Origin of the sequence: Paraburkholderia monticola, from assembly GCF_001580545.1 — a bacterium.
Classification (GTDB): Bacteria; Pseudomonadota; Gammaproteobacteria; order Burkholderiales; family Burkholderiaceae; genus Paraburkholderia; species Paraburkholderia monticola.
Genome location: NZ_LRBG01000039.1, coordinates 342,447 through 365,747 on the forward strand (window position 1 = coordinate 342,447; position 23,301 = coordinate 365,747).

Below are 23,301 nucleotides of genomic sequence, written 5' to 3' on the forward strand. Positions count from 1 at the left end.
CGTTGAGTCTTTAGTCAGTCGTCCGAGTCATCGTCCGCTTGCGTGCGGCGACGGTAGCGTCCCGGCGTCACCCCGACGCTTTGCGCAAACGCCTTGCCGAACGCGGCTTCCGATTGATAGCCCACCGCCTCGCCGATGTCCGCCGCGCTGCGTTGCGTGCGCAACAGCAGATCGCTGGCGATCGCCATGCGGATCTGCGTCAGAAAATCCATCACGGTCACACCCGCGCGCTCGTTGAAGTGGCGCGCGTAAGTCGCACGCGACATCGCCGCACGTTCGCCGAGTTCGGCGATCGTCCATGCGCGTTCGGGCGCGTCGAGCATGGCCTGCACCGAGGCGCCGAGACGTGCGTCGGTCAGCAACGCGAGCATGCCGGCGCTGCTCCCGTTGCGCTCGCCGTGAACGCGCAGCGCCATCGCGAACAGCGCGTGGCTCAAGGCGGTGACGATTGCGAGCGACCCGGCCTGACGCCGCTCCGCTTCGCCGCGCATCAGCGCGATCACCGTTTGCAGTGCATCGAGCGTTTGCGGGTCGCCGAGGGACACGTGCAGTGGATCGGGCAGCGCATTGAGCAGCAGCGCCGACGAACCGGGCGCGTAAACGAAACGGCCGCACAACAGATCGACGGCGGCATCGACCGCGGTGTCGCTGGGTTCACCGCCATCGTTGCGCCTGACCGGCAGCATGCCGTCGTGACCGAGCGTCAACGGCATGCCGCCCGCCGAGCGCTTCACGTCGCGCACGCGATGCGCGGCGCCCCGTGGAAACAGCATGAAATCGCCGGCTCGTAATTCGAGTTGCTGGCCCGCGGCGGTTTCGATCACGCAGGCGCCGTCGAGCACCAGATGAAACGGCGCGACGCCCGCCTCCAGCGGCGCGTGATCGATATCGAATCCGCCTGCCAACAGGCAGCGAAGATCGAGGCTCGCTTGAGGCCGGGCAAGGTCGATCAGGCGACTGAGCGTGTCCATGAGACGAGCGCGCTAAAAGTTGAGTCGAACGAGTATTCAGGATATCGCGGTGCGGCGCAATACTGTTTCCCACGACGCCGGCAACCGCCGACGCGCAACAGACCAAGGAGCACTGCCATGTTGAACTGGATCGATTACCGCAAGGAACTGTTCGGCCGTATCGGCGAAATGTCGAAGCTCGCGCCGGACAGCGTGAAGGCGTATCAGGCGATGTCGAGCGCCGGTCAGAAGACCGACCTGCTCGGCGCGAAAACGCGCGAGCTGATTGCACTCGCGGTCGCGGTCAGCCTGCGCTGTGACGGCTGTATCACGGTCCATGCGGCCGAAGCGCTGAAGCACGGCGCGACGCGCGAGGAAATCGCCGAAGCGCTGGGTGTCGCGATGGCGATCAATGCGGGCGCGACGCTGGTGTATTCGGCGCGCACGTTGGACGCGGTCGCCGCGCATACGCAAGCGTAAGCGGCATCGACGCTTGACTGGAGCGGTCTGTAAGCCCCCCCTGACCCCGCGCGCTGCATCGATCGATCGTGTCCGGTGATGCGGCGCGGGCCCCCCCTTTGGGCAATTGACCAGCCCGACCCTCGAGACTAGGCTCCGGCCTTACGCAATCAGAGATCCAATCAACGATAGCTGAACGCCCATAAAGATTTCTTCGTTCGGTGCCGACACGCCAGTCATCGCAGTTCGCGGCGGACCAACGTAATCGGAACTAACGCGAACTATCACTCCGCAGCGCGAGGCCATTCATACCGTGCCGATAGAAGGTGGCGAACAAGCAGCCCTCTCCATTCCTTACGTCCTGAGCGCAGTCGCATCGACTTCGTTAGGTGAACGTAAATTGTGGCGACTCAACGACGCTATGCGAAGCATTGCCGCTGCGTTCTGTGGTGCCGTTGTCGTCTGTCTGGCGGGCGGGTGCAGCTCGCAGGCGCAGACGCCGGTCGCACGCCCACCGCAAAGCGTCCGTCTCTGGTGCGCCCAGCCACCCGGCTACTACCCCGCCGTGCAAACGTGCCCGCGCGGATGGGAGCGCCAGGCGCCCGATCTGCCCGCCTCCACCGCCTCCCCACCACTGCTGGTCATTCCGGTCCAGCCTCCTGCCGAAGGACATCCACAATGACAATCCTCCGACCGGCGAAGCACTCGCTCGTCCATGTTCGGTATCTGGCACTTGCGCTCGCACCACTATTGCTTTTCGGCTGCGGGGGCGGCAGTGGCGATCCGGCTGCATCAAGCAGCACGACATCGGCCAACGGCGCCCCCACTTCGTCGTCGAGCACGAGTTCGCTGTCGTTGTCGCCGCTTTCGAGTACGGCGGCGAGCACAACCGTCACACCCGCGTTCTACACCGCGCCGGTCGTGTTGAATGCGCCGTCGGACATCGACAGCGCATCGCCGTATGCATCTGCGCATCAGCTCCCGGTGTCGCAGCCGTCAGGGTCGGCGATGGCGGCCGTCTCGCTCGCGCAGCTGACCCCGCAGACGATCGCGAAGTACGCCGCGGCAGCGTCGCCATCGGCATCGAGCTCAAAGACCGTGACGACATACACGCCTGCGCAGATTCGCGCGGCTTATGGTCTGCCGGCCTTGCCCTCGTCATGGAGCAACCTGAGCGCGGCCCAGTCCGCACAGATGGGTGCCGGCCAGACGATCTATCTGATCGATGCGATGAGCGATCCGAACATCGCCGCCGAACTAGCCATGTTCAACCAGAAGTTCGGCCTGCCATCGTGCACGACGACGTCGATTACGCCGAGCGCGAGCCTGCCGCTCGCGGCCGCCGGCACCAGCAGTTGCCAGTTCTCAGTCGTGTACTCGACCACAAGCGGCACGATGACGTCGACGGCGCCGACGTACAACTCGAGGTGGGCAACCGAAATCGCCCTCGACGTGCAGTGGGCCCATGCGACCGCCCCTCTTGCGCGCCTCGTGCTGATCGAAGCGCCCGATGCCTCGACGAGCAGCTTGCTCCAGGCGATCAACCTCGCGAACGCGATGGGGCCCGGCGTCGTGTCGATGAGTTTCGGAGCGGCTGAGGGTTCGTGGACCGCCTCGGTCGACTCTGCGTTTTCCAGTGCAAACATGACCTATGTGGCCGCGACCGGCGACAATGGAACCGGCGTCGAATGGCCGTCGATATCGCCGCACGTGCTGGCTGTTGGCGGCACGCAGCTGACCTACGATGGCGCGGCACGCAGCGAAACGGTCTGGTCCGGCACCGGCGGCGGCGTCAGCAAGTACACGTCGGCACCGGCTTATCAGAACCCGTCGGTGCCCGGCATGGGGACGCTGTCGATGCGCTCGGTCGGTGACGTGTCGTTCAACGCGGACCCCTACACCGGCCAGTACGTCGCGATCATGGCGCCAGGAAGCTCGTCCGCGAGCTGGTACAGCGTCGGCGGCACCAGTCTCGCGACGCCCCAATGGGCCGGCATCACGGCGATCGCGAATGCGCTACGCGCCCAGGATAGCCTGGGCGCGCTAGGGCTCGCGCAGATGCAGCTGTATGGCACCGTCTCGGCCAACGCAAGCCTGTACGCGGCGAACTTCTATGACGTCACATCGGGCAGCGATGGCGCCTGCTCGAGCTGCTCGGCGCACACTGGCTACGATCAGCCTTCGGGACTCGGTACACCGAACGTCGGCAGTCTGCTGTCGACGTTAGGCGCGACGAGCGCGCAGGCGCCCGTCGTTGCGGCTGCAACAGTCAAGGGCGTGGCCGGCAGTGCACTGTCGTTCACGATGGCGGCAAGCGCCGCGGACGCTCTCCGGTGGTCTTTGTCGAATGCGCCGCAAGGCATGAGTATCGATAGCTCGGGCCAGGTAGCGTGGGCACAGCCGGTCGCCGGCTCGTACGCGGTCACCGTGAAGGCCACGGATACCGTCACAGGACTCTCGGCAAGCGCGATCGCGAACGTCACGATCGTGTCGGCGTCGGCACCCATCGTTGAAGCGGCGACGATCGCTGGGCAAACCAAACAGGCGCTCGCCTATCAGGTCGATGTCAGCGCGCTCGATCCTGTGCAGTATTCGATGAGCGGCGCGCCTGCTGGCATGTCGATCAGCAGCAGCGGCATGATCAGATGGCCATCGCCCGTTGCGGGCACCTATGGCGTCAACGTTACCGCGACCGACACGAAGACCGGACAGTCCGGTTCTGCCACGCTGAGCGTGCAGATTTCGGCGGCGACGTCGGGTCCAGTCATCACCGCCTCCGCGATCAACGGCAAGGCGGGCAGCGAAGTCAGCGGTGTGATCGGCATTGCCGATCCAGGCGCGCGCTATGTCAACGTCAACATCAAGGGGGTTCCGGCCGGTATGGCGTTCTCCCTGAGCGGACAAGGCATTCTCGCCGACTGGCCACGGCCGGTAGCTGGAACCTACACGCTGATTTTGACCGCGGTCGATTCGGCGGGCTTGAGTTCGCAAGCCAACCTTGTCGTAACGATTAGCGCAAAGTGACGTGAGCAGCGACGACGCCGGGACGTCACCATTGGCGACGTCCCGGCGAGCGACGACTTCGTGTGTCAACCAAATCCCTTCGGGTTACCTCAGTCCGGATTGGGTGCGTACACCGGCGCGCGATTGGCAAAATAAAGGCCGTGCGGCGAACGCCCCACCGCAATCGTATCGATCAGCCGATGCGTGCTCAGATCGATGATGCCGACATGCTTGGCGAAGCGGAACGTGACCCACAGATAGCGCCGGTCCGCGGAGAGTTCCATGTCGTCGGGGCCGGGCATCAGGCCGGTAATGTCGGCCACTTTGGTCAGCGTGTTGTAATCGAGAATGCTGATCGTGCTCTCCACGCGATTCGACACCGCAATATGCTGGCCGTCGTCGAGATTGCGGAAGTTGTGCGCGCCGCGGCCGGTGTGGATCTTCTTCACGAGTTGCCGGTTTTTCCAGTCGACCACCGCGACATCGTCTTCGCCGGTCATGCCGACGAGCAGATAGCGATCGCCCGGCGTCATCCAGAGTCCGGCTGGCGTCTTGCCGACATGCAGCTTCCACAAGACTGACTGGGACGGCAGATCGATCGCCGCGACCTCGCCCGTGTCCTGCAGCGTCACGAACACGGTACGGTTATCGGAAGCGAAGGTTAAATGGCTCGGTGTCTTGGCGAGCGGAATCCGCTTCGCGAGCGTGACGTTTTCGCCATCGTAGCGATACACGTCGACGCGATCGAGCCGCAGGCCCGCGGTGACGAACCACTTGTGATCGGGCGAAAAACCGAGCTGATAGGGATCGTCGATTCCCTCGACACGGCGTTGCACGCGGCCGCTGTGAGGGTCGACGAACATCAGGTCGTTCGAAACCGAATCCGCCACGATCAGCGAGCGGCCGTCGGGCGTGATCATCAGATGGTGGGGTTCCTTGCCGGTCGGCTCGGTGCCGATCACTTTATGCGTGGCGGGATCGATCAGCGTGAGCTGCGCTTCACCGGAGTCGAGCACGATCACGTTGTCGGCCGCGCGGGCGAAATGGGGCAATGTCAGGGAACAGCAAGCAAAAGCCGCGCAGACGGCCGCCTTTGTAATTGAAGCGAATGAGAATGTCACGAACTGGATAGGAGTCTGAAATAAAACAGAAGGCATCGGCGCAGCCGATGCGGACAGGTACTGCGGCACGAAGTCTACGCGCAATCGCGTGACAAGGGTGATGATCGTCGCGGCCGCTCAAGCATGATATTCGCGCGGCGCGACGATGCGGGTTCAAGCTTCAATGGCGTTCGGGGGAACGCCCGCGCGCTACCGCTGCACGACGTGCCGTCCCTCTGCCAGTTGCTGCCGGCGCTGCTCGCCCTGCCGCTCCAGCATCCAGCCCGGATACTCGGCCGGCAGAGTGCTGACTTCGGCGAGCTTCGCGAGCTCGTCGGCGGATAGCGCGACCTTGGTCGCCGCGATGTTGTCGTCGAGTTGCTCGATCTTCTTCGCGCCGACGATCACCGTGCTGACGACACGCTGATGCAGCAGCCACGCCAGCGCGATCTGCGCGACCGACACGTTTTTCGCCGCGGCGATCTCGCGCATCACGTCGATGCAGCCATACGCGCGCTCGCGATCGACCGGCGGAAAATCGAAGCTCGTGCGACGGCTGCCCGCCTCGGCCTGTTGCTCGCGGCCATACTTGCCGCTCAGCAAACCGCCCGCGAGCGGACTCCACACCATCAGACCGAGACCTTCGCTTTGCAGCATCGGCACCAGCTCGCGTTCGAGATCGCGGCCGGCGAGCGTGTAATACGCCTGCAGCGATTCGAAACGCGCGGTGCCGAGCCGCTCGGCGATGCCGAGCGCCTTCACGATCTGCCATGCGGCCCAGTTCGACACGCCGACGTAACGCACGTGGCCGTGCTGCACGAGCGTATCGAGCGCGCGTACCGTTTCCTCGATCGGCGTGGCCGGATCGAAGCCGTGGATCTGATACAGGTCGACGTGATCGAGCTGCAAGCGCTTCAGGCTCGCCTTGATGCCGTCGAGGATGTGATAGCGCGACGCGCCGCGCGCGTTCGCGAACTCGCCGGTCTGGCCGAACACCTTGGTCGCGATCACGACCTTGTCGCGCGGGACTTGCAGATTCTTCAGCGCCTGACCGGTGATCTGCTCGGACAGGCCGCCCGCGTAGACGTCGGCCGTATCGATGAAATTGATGCCCGCGTCGAGCGCCCGGCCGACCAGCCGCTCCGCGTCGTTCTGCTGCAGATCGCCGATCTGCCGCCAGATGCCTTCGCCACCGCCGAAGGTCATCGTGCCCAAACACAACTCCGAAACAAACACACCGGTACGGCCCAACTGGTTATATCGCATCGTCGACGCTCCATCGTGGGTGCAGGGAGAGTCGTCAAGCGTACTGCAAATGGTCGAGGCTGGCAGGAGACGCGGGCGCCGCAAAAACTACTGATTTCCGCAGCCATGCGACTCCCCGCGCACCGCGCACGAGCGGCGAAAACCTGCGAGACTGACCGCTATCGCGCGTGACCCAGCCACCCCATGCACTGGATATCTCCCGCGCCGCCCTCACCTACACGAGCATGACATCGGCCAAAACCACCGCCGCGCTCGACGCGGCGCCCCGCGCCCGGAAGACCCGCTCCGCCGCGAGCACGGCGCGGTCCCGCGCGCCCGCCCTACCGTCAGCACGGCAGGCGCTGGATGGCTTTCACCCGGCCGTCGCCGGCTGGTTCCGGAAAACCTTTACTGCCCCCACCGACGCGCAAGCCGCCGCCTGGCCGCAAATCCGCACCGGCCGCTCGACCCTGGTCGCCGCGCCGACCGGCTCAGGCAAAACGCTGACCGCGTTCCTGTCCGCGCTGAACGACCTGGTGTCGCAAGGCCTTGCGAACGGCGGCACCCTGCCGGACGAAACCCTCGTCGTCTACGTCTCGCCGCTGAAGGCGCTGTCCAACGACATCCGCCTGAACCTGCAATTGCCGCTGCAAGGCATCGCCGCCGAACTCGACGCGCTCGGCCTGCCGCCGCTCGATATCCGCACCGCGGTGCGCACCGGCGATACCACGCAGCAGGAACGCAACGCGCTGAAAAAACGCGCGCCGCACATCCTCGTGACGACGCCCGAATCGCTGTACGTGCTGCTCGGCTCGGACTCGGGCCGCCGCATGCTCGCGACGGTGCGCACGGTCATCGTCGATGAAATTCATGCGCTTGCCGGCAGCAAGCGCGGCAGTCATCTCGCGCTGAGCCTCGAGCGCCTCGACGCGCTGTGCGGTCAGCGCCTGCCGCGCATCGGCCTGTCGGCGACGCAAAAGCCGGTCAGCGCGGTCGCGCGGTTTCTGGTCGGCGGCGCGAGCCTCGACAGCGAAGTGCCGGCAGAATGCGCGGTGATCGACGTCGGCCACGTCCGTGCGCGCGACCTCGCGCTCGAAATCCCGCCCGTGCCGCTCGAAGCGGTGATGGCCAACGAGGTGTGGGAGCGCGTCTACGACCGGCTCGCCGAGCTGGTCGCGCAGCATCGCACGACGCTGGTGTTCGTCAACACGCGCCGCATGGCCGAGCGCGCCGCGCGTCATCTGACCGAGCGGCTCGGCAAGGACGCGGTCGCCGCGCATCACGGCAGCCTCGCGAAAGAGCATCGTTTCGACGCCGAACAGCGCCTGAAACGCGGCGAGTTGCGCGTGCTGATCGCCACTGCGTCGCTCGAACTCGGCATCGATATCGGCGATGTCGACCTCGTCTGCCAGATGGGTTCGCCGCGCTCGATCGCGCCGTTCCTGCAACGCGTCGGCCGCTCGGGACACCACGTCGGCGGCATGCCGAAGGGGCGCCTCTTTCCGGCCTCGCGCGACGATCTGCTCGAATGCGCTGCGCTGCTCGATTGCGTGCGGCGTGGCGAGCTCGACGCGCTGCGCATCCCGCGCGCGCCGCTCGACGTGCTCGCGCAACAGATCGTCGCTGAAGTGTCGAGCGCCGAGTGGAGCGAGGATGCGCTGTTCGACCTGCTGCGGCGCGCCGCGCCGTATGCGGACCTGCCGCGCGAGCAGTACGACGCGGTGCTGCGCATGCTCGCCGAGGGCTACACGAGCCGCCACGGTCCGCGCGCCGCGTACGTGCATCGCGATGCGGTCAGCGGCACGCTGCGCGGCCGGCGCGGCGGCAAGCTGGTCGCCGTGACCTCGGGCGGCACGATTCCCGAGAACGCCGATTACGCGGTCGTGCTCGAACCGCAGGCGCTCAACATCGGCACCGTCAACGAAGACTTCGCGGTCGAAAGCCTCGCTGGCGATGTGTTCCAGCTCGGCAACGCGTCGTACCGGATTCTGCGCATCGAGAGCGGCCGCGTGCGGGTCGAGGACGCACAGGGCCAGCCGCCGAACATTCCGTTCTGGCTCGGCGAGGCGCCGGGGCGTAGCGACGAGCTGTCGTTCGCGGTCGCGCGACTGCGGGAGCAGGTCGAGACGTTGCTCGACGAGGGCGAGACGCGATCCGCAACGACGCCCGCAACCACCGCAACCACCGCAGCCGCGCTGAGCGAAAGCGAAAGCGAAAGCGAAAGCCAAACCGACCCCGCCGCCCCGCGTCTAGATCACGCCGCCGCCTCGCTCGCCGACAACCTCGCGCTCGACGAGCCCGCCGCGCGCCAGATCGTCGACTACCTGGCGCGCGCCCGCGCGGCGCTCGGCGTGCTGCCGACGCAGCGCACGCTCGTGATGGAGCGCTTCTTCGACGAATCGGGCGGCACCCAGTTGGTGATCCATTCGCCGTTCGGCAGCCGCGTGAATCGCGCCTGGGGGCTCGCGCTGCGCAAGCGCTTCTGCCGCAGCTTCAACTTCGAACTGCAGGCCGCGGCGACCGAGGACGCGATCGTGCTGTCGCTGACCGGCAGCCACTCGTTCGTGCTCGACGAGGTCTGGCGCTATCTGCATTCGAACAGCGCCGAACATCTGCTGATCCAGGCGCTGCTCGATGCACCGCTGTTCGGGGTGCGTTGGCGCTGGAACGCGACGACCTCGCTCGGCCTGCCGCGCTATACGGGCGGTCGCAAGACCGCACCGCAACTGCAGCGCATGCGCAGCGAGGATCTGCTCGCCAGCGTGTTTCCCGAGCAGGCCGCGTGTCTGGAGAACATCGTCGGCGAGCGCGAGGTGCCGCGCCATCCGCTGGTTGACCAAACCATCGACGACTGTCTGCACGACGCGATGGACAGTGAAGGATGGCTCGCGCTGCTACGCCGCATCGAGCAGGGCGAGCTGCGGCTCGTCGCGCGCGATCTGCCGACGCCTTCGCCGCTCGCCGCCGAGATCCTGACGGCGAAGCCCTACGCCTATCTGGACGACGCGCCGATCGAGGAGCGCCGCACTCAGGCGGTGCTGAACCGCCGCTGGACCGACCCGCAAAGCGCCGACGATCTCGGCGCGCTCGATGCCGCCGCGATCGACAGCGTGCGCGACGAAGCGTGGCCGCAGGCGCGCAACGCCGACGAAATGCACGAAGCGCTGACGGGCCTTGCATGCATCACCGCAGCCGAAGCGCACGCGCATGAAGGCTGGCCGGCGCTGCTCGCCGCGTTGGCGAAAACCGGCCGGGCGACGCGCTTGCCGCTGGCCATCAATGCCGACGCGAGCGCCAGCGACGACAATGACAACGACAGCGCGCTGTGGCTGCCCGCCGAACGCCTCACCTGCTTCGAAGCGCTCTACCCGGGCATCCTGCTCGATCGCTACACGCCCCCGCTCAGCGCCCCGAAGGGCTACACCGACAGCTGGAGCGCCGACGACGCCCTCGTCGACGTGCTGCGCGCACGTCTGACCGGCTTCGGGCCGCTCACGGTCGACGCGATCGCTCGCCCGCTCGGTCTGCCGGCGGGCCGCGTCGAAGAGGCGCTGATCCGGCTCGAAGCCGAAGGCTACTTGTTGCGCGGCCGCTTCACGCCGCACACGCGTCACGAGGAATGGTGCGAGCGGCACCTGCTCGCGCGCATCCACCGCTACACGGTGAAGCGGCTGCGGCGCGAGATCGAGCCGGTCGAGCGGCACGACTTCATGCGCTTCCTGTTCGAATGGCAGCATCTGACGCAGGCGACGCGCGCCGAAGGCCGCGACGCGCTCGCCGCCGCGCTCGATCAGCTCGAAGGCTTCCAGGCCGCAGCCGGCGCGTGGGAGGAAGACATCCTGCCCGCTCGCGTGCGCGCCTACGCCAGCAGTTCGCTCGACGAGCTATGCCGCGCCGGCAAGATCGTCTGGACCCGCCTGACCGAGCGCGCACGCGGCGCCGCCGGTCCGGTCCGTGGCACGCCGATCGTGCTGCTGCCGCGCGCCCAGTTGCGCGCGTGGCGCGCGCTGCTCGACCCGGCGCGTCAGGTCGAGCTCTCGGCACTCGCGCAAAGCGTGCACGACGCCCTCGCGCAACACGGCGCGATGTTCTTCGACGAACTACTGGCCGAGATGCGCGTGCTGCGCATGGAGCTCGAAAACGCGCTCGGCGAGCTGGTCGTTGCTGGCCTCGCAAACTCGGACAGCTTCGCGGGCTTGCGCGCGCTGCTCAAGCCGGTCGCCAAACGCAACGTGTTTTCGAGCGGCCGACGGGCGCGGGCGAGCGCGCTGATCGGCGGCATGGACGACGCGGGACGTTGGGCGCTCGTGAGCCGGCCATCCGCTGCCGCGCCGGAAAATCCGCCCGCGCGCCGCAGCCAGTTGCCGCCCGAGGTACTCGAACACGTCGCGATGGCGTTGTTGCGCCGCTACGGTGTCGTGTTCTGGCGCGTGCTCGAACGCGAGGCGGACTGGCTGCCGCCGTGGCGCGATCTGCTGCGCGTGCTGCAGCGGCTCGAAGCGCGCGGCGTGATTCGCGGCGGGCGTTTCGTCAACGGACTGGCCGGCGAGCAGTTCGCGTTGCCCGAGGCGATTCCGCTGCTGCGCGAAGTGCGGCGGCAGCCGAACGAAGGTGCGCTGATCTGCGTCGCGGGGAGCGACCCGCTGAATCTCGTCGGCACGCTGCTGGTCGGCGACAAGGTGCCGGCCGTCGCTGGCAACCGCGTGCTGTATCGCGACGGCGTGATGGCCGCCACGCTGGTGGCCGGCAAGTTCTGGTTCGACGCGGTGCTCGACGCCGATCCCCCCGGGCGCGAACGCGCCCGCGCACTGCTCGCACACCGCTTCTAGCGGCGTCACCGCGGCGTCGTTTTACTGTGGAATAATGCGCGCCGCGCGCGGGCGGACCGAGCCGCGCCGATTGTTAGCAAAACGTTAATGATTCTTCGCTCGAACTGTCACGCTTCGCTACAATGAGGCAGATCCAATTTAGTATGAGGAAGACTGTCTGCCGCCGCCCGCCTGGATAGGGCCCGCCGGCATACTCCGGGGACTTCATGAGCGACGAGCTACACGACCAGGTGCTTCACGCGCGGTTCGGCACGAGCAGCCCTTGCTGGCGTCTGTTGGCGGCTAGCAACACGCTGGAACTCGCGCCCGGGCACGGCCATGCGGCTCCGAGCGTCGCGATTCCCCTCACCCCTTCCCAAGCCTCCCAGGTCCGTGCGTTGAGCGGCGTGACCTCACACGTGGTCGTCGACGTGCAGCTGGACGGCGCACCGCTGCGTCTGCATCTGGTCGGCAAGAAGCTCGATGGCCATCGCTGGGGTGGCACCGCGTCGGCCCACGCCGACACCGAATCGGTGGCGCGCGCGCTGCTGCACGGTCTGTCGTTCGCCGAACAGGTCGTCTCCGAGGTCAACTCGGTCGTCGTGATCGTCGACCGGCACGGCCGGATACAGCGTTTCAACCGCCTCGCCGAGGAGCTGACCGGACTTCGCGAAGAAGACATCATCGGCCGCAGCGTCTGGACGCTGTTCATGCCGTCCGACGGTGTCGTGGTCTCGAACCGCGCCAGCGCGGACTTCTTCAATCGCGGCGAGCCGTACGAGATCGAACGGCGCATCAATACGGTGCATGGCGAGCGGCTGTTCCTGTTTCGCAACAAGTTCGTGCGCAGCGGCAGCGGCATCGAAGACCAGTTCCTGATCTGCTCGGGCACCGACATCACCGAGCAACGGCTCGCGCAGGAACGCCTGATCGAACAGGCCACCACCGACCCGCTCACCGGTCTCGCCAATCGCAATGCGATCCAGGAGCGCATCCAGATCGCGATCGAACAGGCCGCGCCGGGAGAAGCCGTCGGCGTGCTGTTTCTCGATCTCGACAACTTCAAGAAGGTCAACGACCACTACGGCCACGTGTTCGGCGACCGGCTGATCTGCGACGTGTCGGACGCGATCCGCAACTGCCTGAATCCCGGCGACTCGCTCGCGCGGCTCGGCGGCGACGAGTTCATCGTGCTCGCCGCGAAGGGCTCCGCGCATGACCTGGAAAACACCGCGCAGCGCATTCTCGACCGCATGCGCATGCCGTTCGCGGTCGGCCTCGTCGAGGTCTATACGGGCTGCTCGATCGGCATCGCGCGTTCGCCGGAACATGGTGAAAGTCTCGAAACGCTGATCCGTTCGGCCGATACCGCGATGTACGTCGCGAAGGACGAAGGCAAGCGCACCCATCGCGTGTTCTCGCCTGACATGAACCGCCGCGTCGCCGAGTTCATGTGGCTCGACACGAATCTGCGCCGCGGACTCGATGAAGGCCAGCTCGCGCTGCACTACCAGCCGAAGCTGGTCCTCGCGACCGGCGCCGTGCAAGGCGCGGAAGCGCTGGTGCGCTGGAATTCGCCGGAACGCGGGCAGATCATGCCGGCGGAATTCATCCGTTATGCCGAGGAATCCGGACTGATCGGCGTGCTCGGCCGCTGGGTCATGGAAACCGCCGCGAAACAGGCGGCCCGCTGGAAAGCGGCCGGCTACGACCTGCGCATCGCGATCAACCTGTCGGCGCGGCAGCTGACCGATACGGCCGTGGTCCGTCATTTCAGCGAGGCGCTGCAGCACGCGAGCCTCGATCCCTGTCTGATCGACCTCGAACTGACCGAAAGCTGCCTGATCGAAAACGAAGCAGCCGCGATCGAGCTGATCAAGCAGTTTCGCCAGCTCGGCGCTCAGGTGCATCTGGACGACTTCGGCACCGGCTACTCGTCGCTGTCGCAGCTCGGCCGTATTCCGCTCGACGTGATCAAGCTCGACCGCAGTTTCGTGCGCTCGATCCACGCGGACATGAAGGCCCAGGCGCTGGTGCGCTCGATGGTCGCGGTCGCCCAGGAGCTCGATTTCCAGGTGGTCGCCGAAGGGATCGAAACCGAGGCGGAAGAAGCCTTCATGAAGGGGCTCGGCGTCGATTACGTGCAGGGCTTCCTGTACGCGCGGCCGATGCCCGCCACCGAGTTCGAGCGCTGGCTGCTCGATAGACAGAAGCTCAGGCTGATTGCCTGAGCCTTCCCGCCGCGCGCTGCAGTACTGCAGCGCTTCAGCGCAGCCGCGCGGACCAGCCTGTCACCTCGTCTTCGCCCATACCGACTGCGCGTGCCGCGGCGTGGATCTGCGTCCACGTGGCCGCGTCGATCGGAATCCCGGCGGCCTCGCGTTGCGCGCGCGTCACGCGCTCGGGCTCGCCGGGTTCGTAGATGCGCCCGGCACCCGCCGCGAGCGGCGACGCCTTCACCCACGCGAGGAACGCATCGGCCTCGGCTTGCGCATCGGGTGCGTCGAAGGCGGCCGGATCGATGATCACCGACAGCATGCAGTTGATGATCGCGTGCGTGGTGCCGAGCGTGTCCGCGTGCGTCGTGAATCCGCCCGACAGTGCGCCGCCGAAAATCTCGCACATGGCCGCGAGCCCGAAACCCTTGTGACCGCCGAACGGTGTCAGCGAGCCGAACGGCGCTTCATGCATGACCTTCGGTTCGAGCGTCGGCATGCCTTCGTGATCGATCAACGCGCCGGGCGGCGTGTGCTTGCCCTGGTTATAGGCGACGCGCGTCTTGCCATAGGCGATCGTGCTGGTCGCGAAGTCGAGCACGAGCGGCGGCTTGCCGGGACGCGGATAAGCGGCGCAGAACGGATTCGTGCCGATGCGCCGGTCAGCGCCACCGAACGGCGCGACGAGCGGATCGCCCGCCACGTTGACGAAGTGGAACGACACGAGACCGGCGCGCGCGCACTGCTCGGCCCAATGCCCGATACGGCCGATATGATGCGCGCCGCGCAAGCCCACCGCGCAGATGCCGAGCCGCCGCGCGCGCTCGATGCCCTGCTCCATCGCCTCGAACGCTATCACCTGGCCGAAGCCCATGCCGCCTTCGACGCTCAACACCGCGCCCGCGTCCTTCACGACTTCGGCGTGCCGGTTCAGTCGCAGTTGCTGGTCATTGAGCGACTCGGCGTAACGCGGGATCATGCCGACACCGTGCGAGTCGTGACCGGTCAGATTGGCGGCCACCAGATGATCGGCCACCAGTTCGGCTTCGCGGGGCGTGCTGCCCGCTCGCTCCCAGATCGCCCTGACGTAGGCATGCAGTTGATCGGCCGGAATCCGGGGCGTGGTGGCTTCAGCAGTGGTCTGATCGGTCATTCAGGAGTCGGTGTGGTCTGGGCGGAAGGAATGAAGCAGCGGGGTCCACAGGCCACGCCCGAACCCCGCTCGAACCAGGCGAAAGCTCAAGGCGCCGCGGCGATCACCTCGGCGACCGCAGCCGTCAGTTTCTTGCCGTACGGCACGTGCAGGAATTCGTTCGGCCCGTGCGCGTTCGACTTCGGCCCGAGCACACCGCACACCATGAATTGCGACTTCGGAAAGCCCGCCTTCAACACGTTCATCAGTGGGATCGTGCCACCGAGGCCCATATAGGCGGCGTCGGCGCCGAAGTGCTGACGCGATGCATCATTGAGCGCGCTGGCGAGCCACGGCGCGACCTCCGGTGCGTTCCAGCCGCTCGCCGCGCCCGCATCCGGCTTGAAGGTGACCTTCGCGTTGTACGGCGGATCGAATTCGAGCAGCGCCTTCAGTTCGGCCACCGCCTTGTCCGCTTCGATGGTCGGCGGCAGACGCAACGACAGCTTGAACGCGGTGCGCGGCCGCAGCACGTTGCCGGCATCGGCAAGCGCGGGCAAGCCGGCCGCGCCCGTCACCGACAGCGACGGGCGCCACGTCGAATTGAGCAGCGCCTCGCGCGGATCGGTCGTGGTGGGCAGCACCTGACGGCCGTCCTGGCCGCACGCCCACGGCATCTTCTTCCAGACGTCGTCGCCGAGAATCCTGGCGGCGGCCTCCGCTTCGCGCAGACGATCGGCCGGCACCGGGCAGTGAAACCCCTTCGGCAGCAGCGTGCCGTTCGCGGAGTCTTCGAGCCGGTCGAACAGTTGCCGCATGATGCGGAAGCTCGACGGCACGATGCCGCCGTAGACACCCGAGTGAATCCCTTCGTCGAGCACCTGCACTTCGAGGTCGCCGCCGACGAGGCCGCGCAGCGACGTGGTCAGCCACAGCTGATCGTAATTGCCCGCGCCGGAATCGAGGCACACGACGAGCCCGACGTTACCGAGCCGCTCGCGCAGCGCGTCGACGTAGGGCAGCAGATCGTAGCTGCCCGACTCCTCGCAGGTTTCGATCAGCCCGACGCAACGCGGACGCTCGACACCCTGCGCATCGAGCGCGGCGAGCGCCGTCAGGCTCGCGTAGATCGCGTAGCCGTCGTCCGCGCCGCCGCGGCCGTAGAGCTTGCCGTCCTCGAACTTCGGCGTCCACGGACCCAGGTCGTTGCGCCAGCCGTCGAACTCGGGTTGCTTGTCGAGGTGGCCGTATAGCACGATGGTTTCGTCGCTGCCCGAGCGGGTCGCGGCCGTTTCGAAGAAGATCACCGGCGTGCGGCCCGGCAGGCGGATCACCTCGAGCTTCAGGCCGCGCACCGGTTGCTGCTCGGCCCATTGCGCGGCGTCGGTGATCACGCGCTCCAGATAGCCGTGCTTCGCCCAGTCGGGATCGAACGCCGGGCTCTTGGCCGGCACCGCGATGTAGTCCGTCAGCGCGGGCACGATCTCGTCGTTCCACTTGCGCTCGACGAATTCTCGTAGTGTGTCCGGGTTGAGTTGAGCCTGCTGGGTCGTATCGTCGTTGATCATGATCGGGTCCGTGAAGTACTGTTCGGTCGAAACGATCATGATAGTCCCGATGCGTGCCGGGCTGAACCCCTTGCGGCGTCTAGGTGTCGGGCGGAATGCGCGAAGCGGTCATTCGCGCGACAATCCTTACATGCATCTCGCATCAGGAGATTTTATGGGTGGTAACGTGGCCGTTCAGGTCATCGCTGCGGCATTCGCGCTGGCGCTGTATTTTCTGCCGGCGATCATCGCGGACCGGCGCAAGCGGCGAGACGTGCTGACGCTCGCGCTCTTCAACGCCTGCCTCGGCTGGACCGTGCTCGGCTGGCTGCTTGCGCTGTATTGGGCACTACAGCCGAATCCGCCGGAGAGCCTCGCGAGCGACGTCGTCGAGACACGCAAGGCGTTGAGCTTGCGCGCGTTTTCGTCCGCGTTGATGGTGCGTGTACGGCGACGCGAGGCCGCGCGCGACCGGCCCGAGCGTTGAATCGATTCGGGCGGCTCGAGTACTACGAGAAATAGACGTGAAATAGGAAACGGGCTGACCGGCTTGCGTCGCTCAGGCGGCGCGCCCGATGCGATGCCACTGTACCGAGCCCGCCGGAATCGAGCGCGGTTCGGTACGCACGGCTTGCGGTGCGAACATTTCGTGACGCAGTTCGCCGTGTTCGTCGAACCACTCGCAGATGAGCCAGTCGCCGGGATTGAGCGCTACCGGACCTGCGTACGTCACGGTCATGCGCGGGCCCCCTTCCTTCAATGTCACGACGTCGCCAACGCTGAAGGCGGCGGACGTTGTCTGGAATGCGTCAATGGTAGCGGTCAGCATATTCGGCCCCCTATCTTGAGCGTTATTAAGTCATTGAGCCCGGCTTTATCCACTTCGACCTGCTGAAGGAAAGCTCTAGAGTTCACAGAGATTAACAATTGAATTTAAACGCGGCAAGCGCTTTTTATTGATACCGTTTTCATTGGGAAAGATATACACGCCCAACGCCTTTAGTTCCCGTCGAAACGAGAAAATCCCCGCCACCGCCTTGCCGCTAACCCTATGTGCGCTACCGCACCAACGCAACACTTACTGCAGGCCGTTTGCAGGCCGGTAGAAAATGCGACGCCGCTTTCGTCTGATTAGAAAACGTGACGCAATGCCGCAAAACGTTATTTCACTGGCTTCCGTTTGATCTAAATCAGAATTACCTGTGAACGAGCAGATCGCCGGTAAATGCAGCGTTTTTCGTTATACCGCTTCGTTCAAATTCGACGATTTTCTTACGGCGAGCAAACCAATGAAAACGATTACCAGCCGGTTATTTTCAAACCGCTTGCGCGATTGTGCGTTGCACCTGTTGCTGATGACGCACTAGCAGCACGCTCAAGCCGATACACACGAACATCAGCGCGGCATTGATTGCGAGGCTCAGCTGGAACGCGTGCGCATAAGACGCGGGCGCCGCACTGCCGCCGAGCGCCCCGAAGAACGCGCCGCTAATTGCCGCGGTGCCGAACGCGGAGCCGATCTGCAACGTCGACGACACCACACCCGAAGCCAGCCCGGCCTTCTCGGGCACCACCTCCTGCAGCACGATCCGCATGATCGACGGCAGCAGCAGACCATGCCCGACGCCCGCGCAAACCAGCCCGCAATAGAACAGCAGATCGGGCGTCGCGGATTGGGTCGCGGACCAGCCGGTCACGGTGAAGCCCACCGTCATCATCGAGAAGCCGAGTGTCAGCACGTGCGCGCCGATGCGCTTGACCACGGCCGGCGAAGTCAGCGGCCCGATCACGAAGCCGAGCGCGAACGGCATGATCGCGATGCCGGACGCGAGGGGCGTCCAGTGCAGACCGGTCTGCAGGAAGATGCCGTAGGTCAGGAAGAACGCGCTATTGCAATAGAACAGGAACGCGAGCACGAGACCGAGCGCGAACGCGCGGTTGCGGAACAGTTGCAGGTCGACGAGCGGATGGCCGCCGCTGCGCTCGACGCGCCGCTCGGTGGCGACGAATAGCGCGAACACCGGCACCGCGAGCGCGAACATCGCGAAGGTCCACGCGGGCCAACCGGCTTCGCGTCCATGCGTCATGGGATAGATGACGAGCAGCAACACCGCCGACAGCAACGCGACGCCCTTCAGATCGACGCCGGCATGCGTGGCCGGCTGGTTTTCCGGCACGAACTTCCATGTACCGATGAACGCCGCGATGCCGATCGGGATGTTGATCAGGAAGATCACGCGCCAGTCGAGCCCGAACGGGTGATAGGTAATCAGTGCGCCGCCGCCGAGTTGCCCGACGATCGACGACAAGCCGAACATGAAGCCGTACAGACTCATCACGCGCGTCTGCTGATGCAGCGGCACGACCGCGCGAATGGTCGCGAGCACTTGCGGCGCCATCACCGCGGCCGCGATGCCTTGCACGATGCGCGAGATCACGAGCATCTGGCCGCTCGTCGCGAAGCCGCACAGTGCCGATGCAATCACGAACGCCGCCATGCCAGTCATGAACATGCGACGGCGGCCGAACAGATCGCCGAGGCGGCCGCCTGTGATCAACAGCACCGCGTAGGCGGAAGCATAAGCGGACACGACAAGCTGCAACTGCGCGTCGCTCGCGTTGAGGCCCGTATGAATCGACGGCAGCGCAAGATTGACGATGAAGTAATCGAGCGGCGCGAGAAAGGCGCCGACGAACAGCACCGCGAGCGCAAGCGCCTGGCGCCGCATGGTCGGCGCCGCTGCCTGGGCGGCGAATGCCCTGCCTGCCGGCGCCGGGCCGGGACCCGTCACCGCCCCGGCCGCGCTGGTGGCGCCGGTAGCGCAACACACGGATCCACCGAATGCCGCCGGAGCGGACTTGATCGCTTCGCTTTTCATGACCGATCGTTCAAAAATTAGTGAAAAAATTTTGCGCCCTCGGGCGCTACACCAACGCGCGCATCGCTACGTCGACGATACCAGTCAGCGCATCTTCCTCCTGCGCAACCCGTCCCATCACCCGCAAACCCTGCATCACGCACAGCAGAAAATTACCGACGGCTTTTTCGTCCAACGTCGAGTCGAATGCGCCGTTCGCCTGACCGCGGATCACGGTCGCGGCGAGCAAGGTCGCCATGCGGCGCTGAATCGCGGCGACGCGCGCGCGCAGTTCTTCGTCGTCGGGCTGCATTTCCAGCGTCGTATTCGTGATGAAACAACTGCGCCGGCCACTCAGCGCGCACGAGACCCGCGCGTAGTGCAGCAGCGCGTCACGCAGCGCCTGCTCCGGCTCGACGGGCGCGGCGAGGCGCTGCGCGAGCCGCGCCACCGCACCTTCCGAGTAATGATCAAGCGCGGCCAGCATGATGCCGTGCTTGTCGCCGAACACGCCGTACAGGCTGCCGCGCAGCAGACCGGTGGCCTTGCACAGATCGTCGATCGAGGTCGCGTGATAGCCGTGGTCCCAGAACACCTGGCTCGCGTTGGCCAGCACGGTGTCCGCGTCGAACTCGCGCGGGCGGCCGCGTTGCCCCACTTCGCCGGCTTTCTTCGAGGCTTGCTTTGGATGACTCAATTGCGATGACCTTGTTGCTTGGTTTGGTGGATATTATGACTGGATGTTCAATAAATCAAGGACAGCTTTCCGTAGGCCTACTCGCCCTAGGGTCATGCGCCGAGTCGGCGGCCCCAATGAAAAAAGCCGGCGGCAGGCTTGCCCCGCCACCGGCTTCGCTGCGTGACGCGTACAGCCGAGGCTCAGGTCTCCAGCTTCGCATCCATCGTGATCGTCGCGTTCAGCACCTTCGACACCGGGCAACCGGCCTTCGCGTCCGCGGTGGCCTTGTCGAAGGCGGCCTTGTCGCCGCCGGGAATCTTCACGGTCACGTCGAGATGCACCGCGGTGATCGAGAAGCCGCCGCCGTCCTTGTCGAGCGTCACGGTGGCCGTCGTGCCGATGCGCTCCGGCGTGATGTTGGCCTTGCCCAGCTCCGCCGACAACGCCATCGAGAAACACCCCGCATGCGCAGCAGCGATCAGCTCTTCCGGATTCGTGCCGATGCCGTCCGCGAAGCGCGTCGCGAACGAGTATTGCGTGTCCTTCAGGACGCCGCTGTCGGTGGAAATCGAGCCCTTGCCGTTCTGCAGGCCGCCTTGCCAGACTGCCGATGCCTTGCGCTTCATTGCTCTCTCCTGTTTGTGCCTTGCCGCGCACGCTGCTCGACCGAACATGATGCCCGCCGCAGAGGTCCGCCCGGATGTGTCGGCGCTCGGGCATCGGTCGCAGGTGCCGCGCGGTGTGCAGGCGCGGGGTGTGGACCGGATTTCATCATAGGCGCTTCCGCCTGCCGGCGCGGAAAAGCGCCTGACTGAATTATCTTAAATTCAGCAATAATATTTCGTCAGAAAGCCACTTTTTTGCTGACCCCGTAAGAAATAGACTGGTTTCAACAGATCGGGAAACGTGGTTCACACCGATCCAGCCCACAATGAAATCGGAGGTCATCATGAAATCGCTTCTTTCCGCCGTGGTCGTCGCATCGGCCTTCATCGTTCCGGCAGTGTCGTTCGCGCAGCAGGCTAACGGTCCGGTCACCCGCGCTCAGGTGCGCGCCGAACTCGTCGCCGCGCAAAAAGCGGGCCTCGTGTACCAGAACGACACCGAATATCCGAAGACCGTGCCCGCAGGCTCGACGGTCGTCACCGCTTCGGCGCAAGGCGCACAGGATCTCGGCGGCGTGAAGGCGAGTTCGTCGGAGGCAGGCTCGCCGACGACCGTGCAGCAACGCATCTTCTCGACGTATCGCGGTAACTGAGGCGGTAACTGAGCACGCTAGCGGCGATTGCCGCACGCAGTAAAAAGCCCCGGTTGCGAAGTTCTGGCAACCGGGGCTTTTGCGTTTACGCGCGCCTCGCGTGTGGCGCCACGCGTTGGTAAAAACGTCACTCGGGAAACGGCAGGCTTTGCTGTCCGAGCGCACGCATGTCGAACACATTTAGCGTCATCGCGACCAGCGCGTAGTAGCCGAGCAGGCCGACCAGATTGATCACGACCTGATGCCCGAAGCGCTCCACCGCCCGCGTGTAGATCGCGTCCGACACCCGCTTCGTCTCGTACAGCTCGCTCGCGAAGTCGTAGATCAGCGCGTCGTCGGCCTCGGCGAAATCGGGGCGGCGCCCCTGGCGGATCGTCTCGGCGTCCGCTTCGCTAACGCCGGCCTCTAGCGCGATCGGATAATGGATGTACCACTCCGCCTGCGCCTGCCAGCGCGCAGCGGTGACCAGAATCGCGAGTTCCGACAGGCGCAGCGACAGGCCGGTCTGGTAGCGGCAAAACGCGCCGAGGCGCTGCGCGTGCTGCGCGAGTTCCGGGCTGTGGATCCAGCCAAGGAACGGCCCGTTCAGGTTGCCGCGCGGGCCGGACAGGATTTCGTCGAGCACCGCTTTCTGTTCGGGCGTGGCGGTGGACATCTCGAAGTGAGGCAGGCGCTCGGTCATCATCGTTCTCGCAAAAGACAGGGGTTCGGACAGCTTAGACGGCGGCCAGCGAGGCGCCGATCGCATCGCTCAGGCGGCTGACGATCTCGTCGATGTCGCGTTCCGTGCAGATGAACGGCGGCGCGAGCAGCACATGGTCGCCACGCTTACCGTCGACGGTGCCGCCCATCGGATACACCATCAGGCCGCGCGCGAACGCTTCGCGCTTGATCGCCGCGTGAAGTTTCAGTCCGGCGTCGAACGGCTCTTTGGTCGCGCGATTCTTCACGAGTTCGACGCCGACGAACAGGCCGCGCCCACGCACGTCGCCGATATGCGCGTGCTGCGCATAGTGCTCGCGCAGCCGGCCGCGCAACTGCTCGCCGCGCGCCTGCACGTTCGGCAGCAGCTTGTCTTCGGCGATCACGCGTTGCACTTCGAGCGCTGCCGCGCACGCGGTCGCATGGCCGATATAGGTATGGCCATGCTGGAAAAAGCCCGAGCCGCCGACGATCGTCTGATAGATGCGCTCGCTGACCAGCGTCGCGCCGATCGGCTGATAGCCCGCGCCGAGACCCTTCGCGATGGTCAGCAGATCGGGCGCCACACCGTCTTCCTCGCACGCGAACAGATAGCCGGTGCGGCCCATGCCCGACATGATCTCGTCGAGAATCAGCAGGACGCCATAGCGATCGCAGACCGCCCGAATCTTGCGGAAGTACTCGCGCACCGGCGGCACCGCGCCGGCCGTGGCGCCGACCACCGTTTCCGCGACGAACGCCGCGACCGTGTCCGCGCCGAGTTCGAGAATCTTCTGTTCGAGTTCATCGGCGAGACGCTGCGCGAATGCTTCTTCGGTTTCGTCGGCGCGTTGCTCGCGATACGCGTAGCACGGGCTCACGTGATGCGCTTCGATCAGGATCGGCAGGAACGGCTCGCGGCGCCATGCATTGCCGCCGATCGCGAGCGCCCCGAGCGTATTGCCGTGATAGCTCTGCCGACGCGCGATGAAATGACGCCGCTGCGTCTCGCCCTTCTCGACGAAATACTGTCGCGCGAGCTTCAGCGCTGCCTCGATCGCCTCCGAGCCGCCCGACACGAAGTACACGTGCTTGAGTCCGGCAGGCGCGCTCGCGACGAGCCGCTCGGCCAGTTCCTCGGCCGGCTCCGTCGTGAAGAACGACGTGTGCGCGTACGGCAACTGTTGCGCCTGCCGTTTGATCGCGTCGATCACACGCTGGTTGCTGTGGCCGAGACACGAGACGGCCGCGCCGCCCGACGCGTCGATATAGCGCTTGCCCTTGGAATCGATGATTTCGATGCCGTCGCCCGCGACGGCCACCGGCAAGGATTGCTTCGGAGAGCGATGGAAAACGGTGGACATG

Annotated in this window: 17 protein-coding genes; 6 read left to right on the plus strand and 11 right to left on the minus strand. The window is 65.7% G+C overall.

Going from position 1 to position 23,301, the window contains the following annotated elements; genetic code table 11:
* Positions 1-14: 14 nt before the first annotated feature.
* Entirely contained in the window at positions 15-971 is a 957-nt protein-coding gene (locus tag CI15_RS32615) for a cupin domain-containing protein (protein WP_062137119.1), read from the minus strand.
* A 117-nt stretch (positions 972-1,088) separates the two neighbouring features.
* Here CI15_RS32615 and CI15_RS32620 point away from each other — a divergent pair, with 117 nt between their 5' ends.
* The gene (locus CI15_RS32620) at positions 1,089-1,430 is read left to right on the plus strand and encodes a carboxymuconolactone decarboxylase family protein (protein ID WP_062137124.1); all 342 of its coding nucleotides are present in this window, start codon (positions 1,089-1,091) and stop codon (positions 1,428-1,430) included.
* Positions 1,431-2,087: 657 nt separating this feature from the next.
* On the plus strand, positions 2,088-4,433 hold the full coding sequence (locus CI15_RS32625) for a S53 family peptidase (RefSeq protein WP_062137127.1): 2,346 nt from the start codon (positions 2,088-2,090) through the stop codon (positions 4,431-4,433).
* Positions 4,434-4,522: 89 nt separating this feature from the next.
* On the opposite strand, the gene CI15_RS32630 is transcribed toward CI15_RS32625, so the two are convergent.
* The gene (locus CI15_RS32630; protein ID WP_062138365.1) at positions 4,523-5,569 is read right to left on the minus strand and encodes a YncE family protein; all 1,047 of its coding nucleotides are present in this window, start codon (positions 5,567-5,569) and stop codon (positions 4,523-4,525) included.
* Positions 5,570-5,722: 153 nt separating this feature from the next.
* Positions 5,723-6,778 carry an aldo/keto reductase gene (locus CI15_RS32635; protein WP_062137130.1) on the minus strand — a complete coding sequence of 352 codons (1,056 nt, stop codon included), beginning with the start codon at positions 6,776-6,778 and terminating at the stop codon, positions 5,723-5,725.
* 224 nt (positions 6,779-7,002) lie between these two features.
* Here CI15_RS32635 and CI15_RS32640 point away from each other — a divergent pair, with 224 nt between their 5' ends.
* Both CI15_RS32640 and pdeR read left to right on the plus strand, forming a co-directional pair.
* Complete coding sequence (locus CI15_RS32640; RefSeq protein WP_062137133.1) at positions 7,003-11,586, plus strand: DEAD/DEAH box helicase; 4,584 nt, start codon at positions 7,003-7,005, stop codon at positions 11,584-11,586.
* A gap of 206 nt (positions 11,587-11,792) precedes the next feature.
* Positions 11,793-13,796 carry a cyclic di-GMP phosphodiesterase gene (pdeR, locus tag CI15_RS32645; protein WP_062137136.1) on the plus strand — a complete coding sequence of 668 codons (2,004 nt, stop codon included), beginning with the start codon at positions 11,793-11,795 and terminating at the stop codon, positions 13,794-13,796.
* Positions 13,797-13,830: 34 nt separating this feature from the next.
* Here the strand turns inward: pdeR and CI15_RS32650 are convergent, their stop codons facing one another.
* Positions 13,831-14,934, minus strand: coding sequence for a malate/lactate/ureidoglycolate dehydrogenase (locus CI15_RS32650; protein ID WP_062137139.1), 1,104 nt, complete (start codon positions 14,932-14,934; stop codon positions 13,831-13,833).
* Positions 14,935-15,020: 86 nt separating this feature from the next.
* Entirely contained in the window at positions 15,021-16,481 is a 1,461-nt protein-coding gene (locus CI15_RS32655; RefSeq protein WP_062138368.1) for a M20 family metallopeptidase, read from the minus strand.
* 154 nt (positions 16,482-16,635) lie between these two features.
* On the opposite strand from CI15_RS32655, the gene CI15_RS32660 reads away from it, so the two are divergent.
* Positions 16,636-16,947, plus strand: a complete 312-nt coding sequence (locus CI15_RS32660) for a superinfection immunity protein (protein WP_062137142.1) — start codon at positions 16,636-16,638, stop codon at positions 16,945-16,947.
* 72 nt (positions 16,948-17,019) lie between these two features.
* Here the strand turns inward: CI15_RS32660 and CI15_RS32665 are convergent, their stop codons facing one another.
* The 4 genes from CI15_RS32665 to CI15_RS32680 form a co-directional block, all read right to left on the minus strand.
* Entirely contained in the window at positions 17,020-17,289 is a 270-nt protein-coding gene (locus CI15_RS32665; RefSeq protein WP_062137145.1) for a YodC family protein, read from the minus strand.
* A 487-nt stretch (positions 17,290-17,776) separates the two neighbouring features.
* The gene (locus CI15_RS32670) at positions 17,777-19,339 is read right to left on the minus strand and encodes an MFS transporter (RefSeq protein ID WP_062137148.1); all 1,563 of its coding nucleotides are present in this window, start codon (positions 19,337-19,339) and stop codon (positions 17,777-17,779) included.
* A gap of 46 nt (positions 19,340-19,385) precedes the next feature.
* Positions 19,386-20,015, minus strand: coding sequence for a TetR/AcrR family transcriptional regulator (locus tag CI15_RS32675; RefSeq protein WP_062137151.1), 630 nt, complete (start codon positions 20,013-20,015; stop codon positions 19,386-19,388).
* 182 nt (positions 20,016-20,197) lie between these two features.
* Positions 20,198-20,623 carry an OsmC family protein gene (locus CI15_RS32680; protein ID WP_062137154.1) on the minus strand — a complete coding sequence of 142 codons (426 nt, stop codon included), beginning with the start codon at positions 20,621-20,623 and terminating at the stop codon, positions 20,198-20,200.
* 323 nt (positions 20,624-20,946) lie between these two features.
* On the opposite strand from CI15_RS32680, the gene CI15_RS32685 reads away from it, so the two are divergent.
* On the plus strand, positions 20,947-21,255 hold the full coding sequence (locus CI15_RS32685) for a DUF4148 domain-containing protein (RefSeq protein ID WP_062138370.1): 309 nt from the start codon (positions 20,947-20,949) through the stop codon (positions 21,253-21,255).
* Between the two features lie 127 nt (positions 21,256-21,382).
* Here CI15_RS32685 and CI15_RS32690 read toward each other — a convergent pair whose 3' ends face one another.
* Both CI15_RS32690 and CI15_RS32695 read right to left on the minus strand, forming a co-directional pair.
* Complete coding sequence (locus CI15_RS32690; protein ID WP_062137157.1) at positions 21,383-21,937, minus strand: carboxymuconolactone decarboxylase family protein; 555 nt, start codon at positions 21,935-21,937, stop codon at positions 21,383-21,385.
* A 34-nt stretch (positions 21,938-21,971) separates the two neighbouring features.
* Positions 21,972-23,300 (minus strand): aspartate aminotransferase family protein, encoded by a 1,329-nt coding sequence (locus tag CI15_RS32695; RefSeq protein ID WP_062137161.1) that lies wholly within the window; start codon positions 23,298-23,300, stop codon positions 21,972-21,974.
* Position 23,301 lies beyond the last annotated feature (1 nt).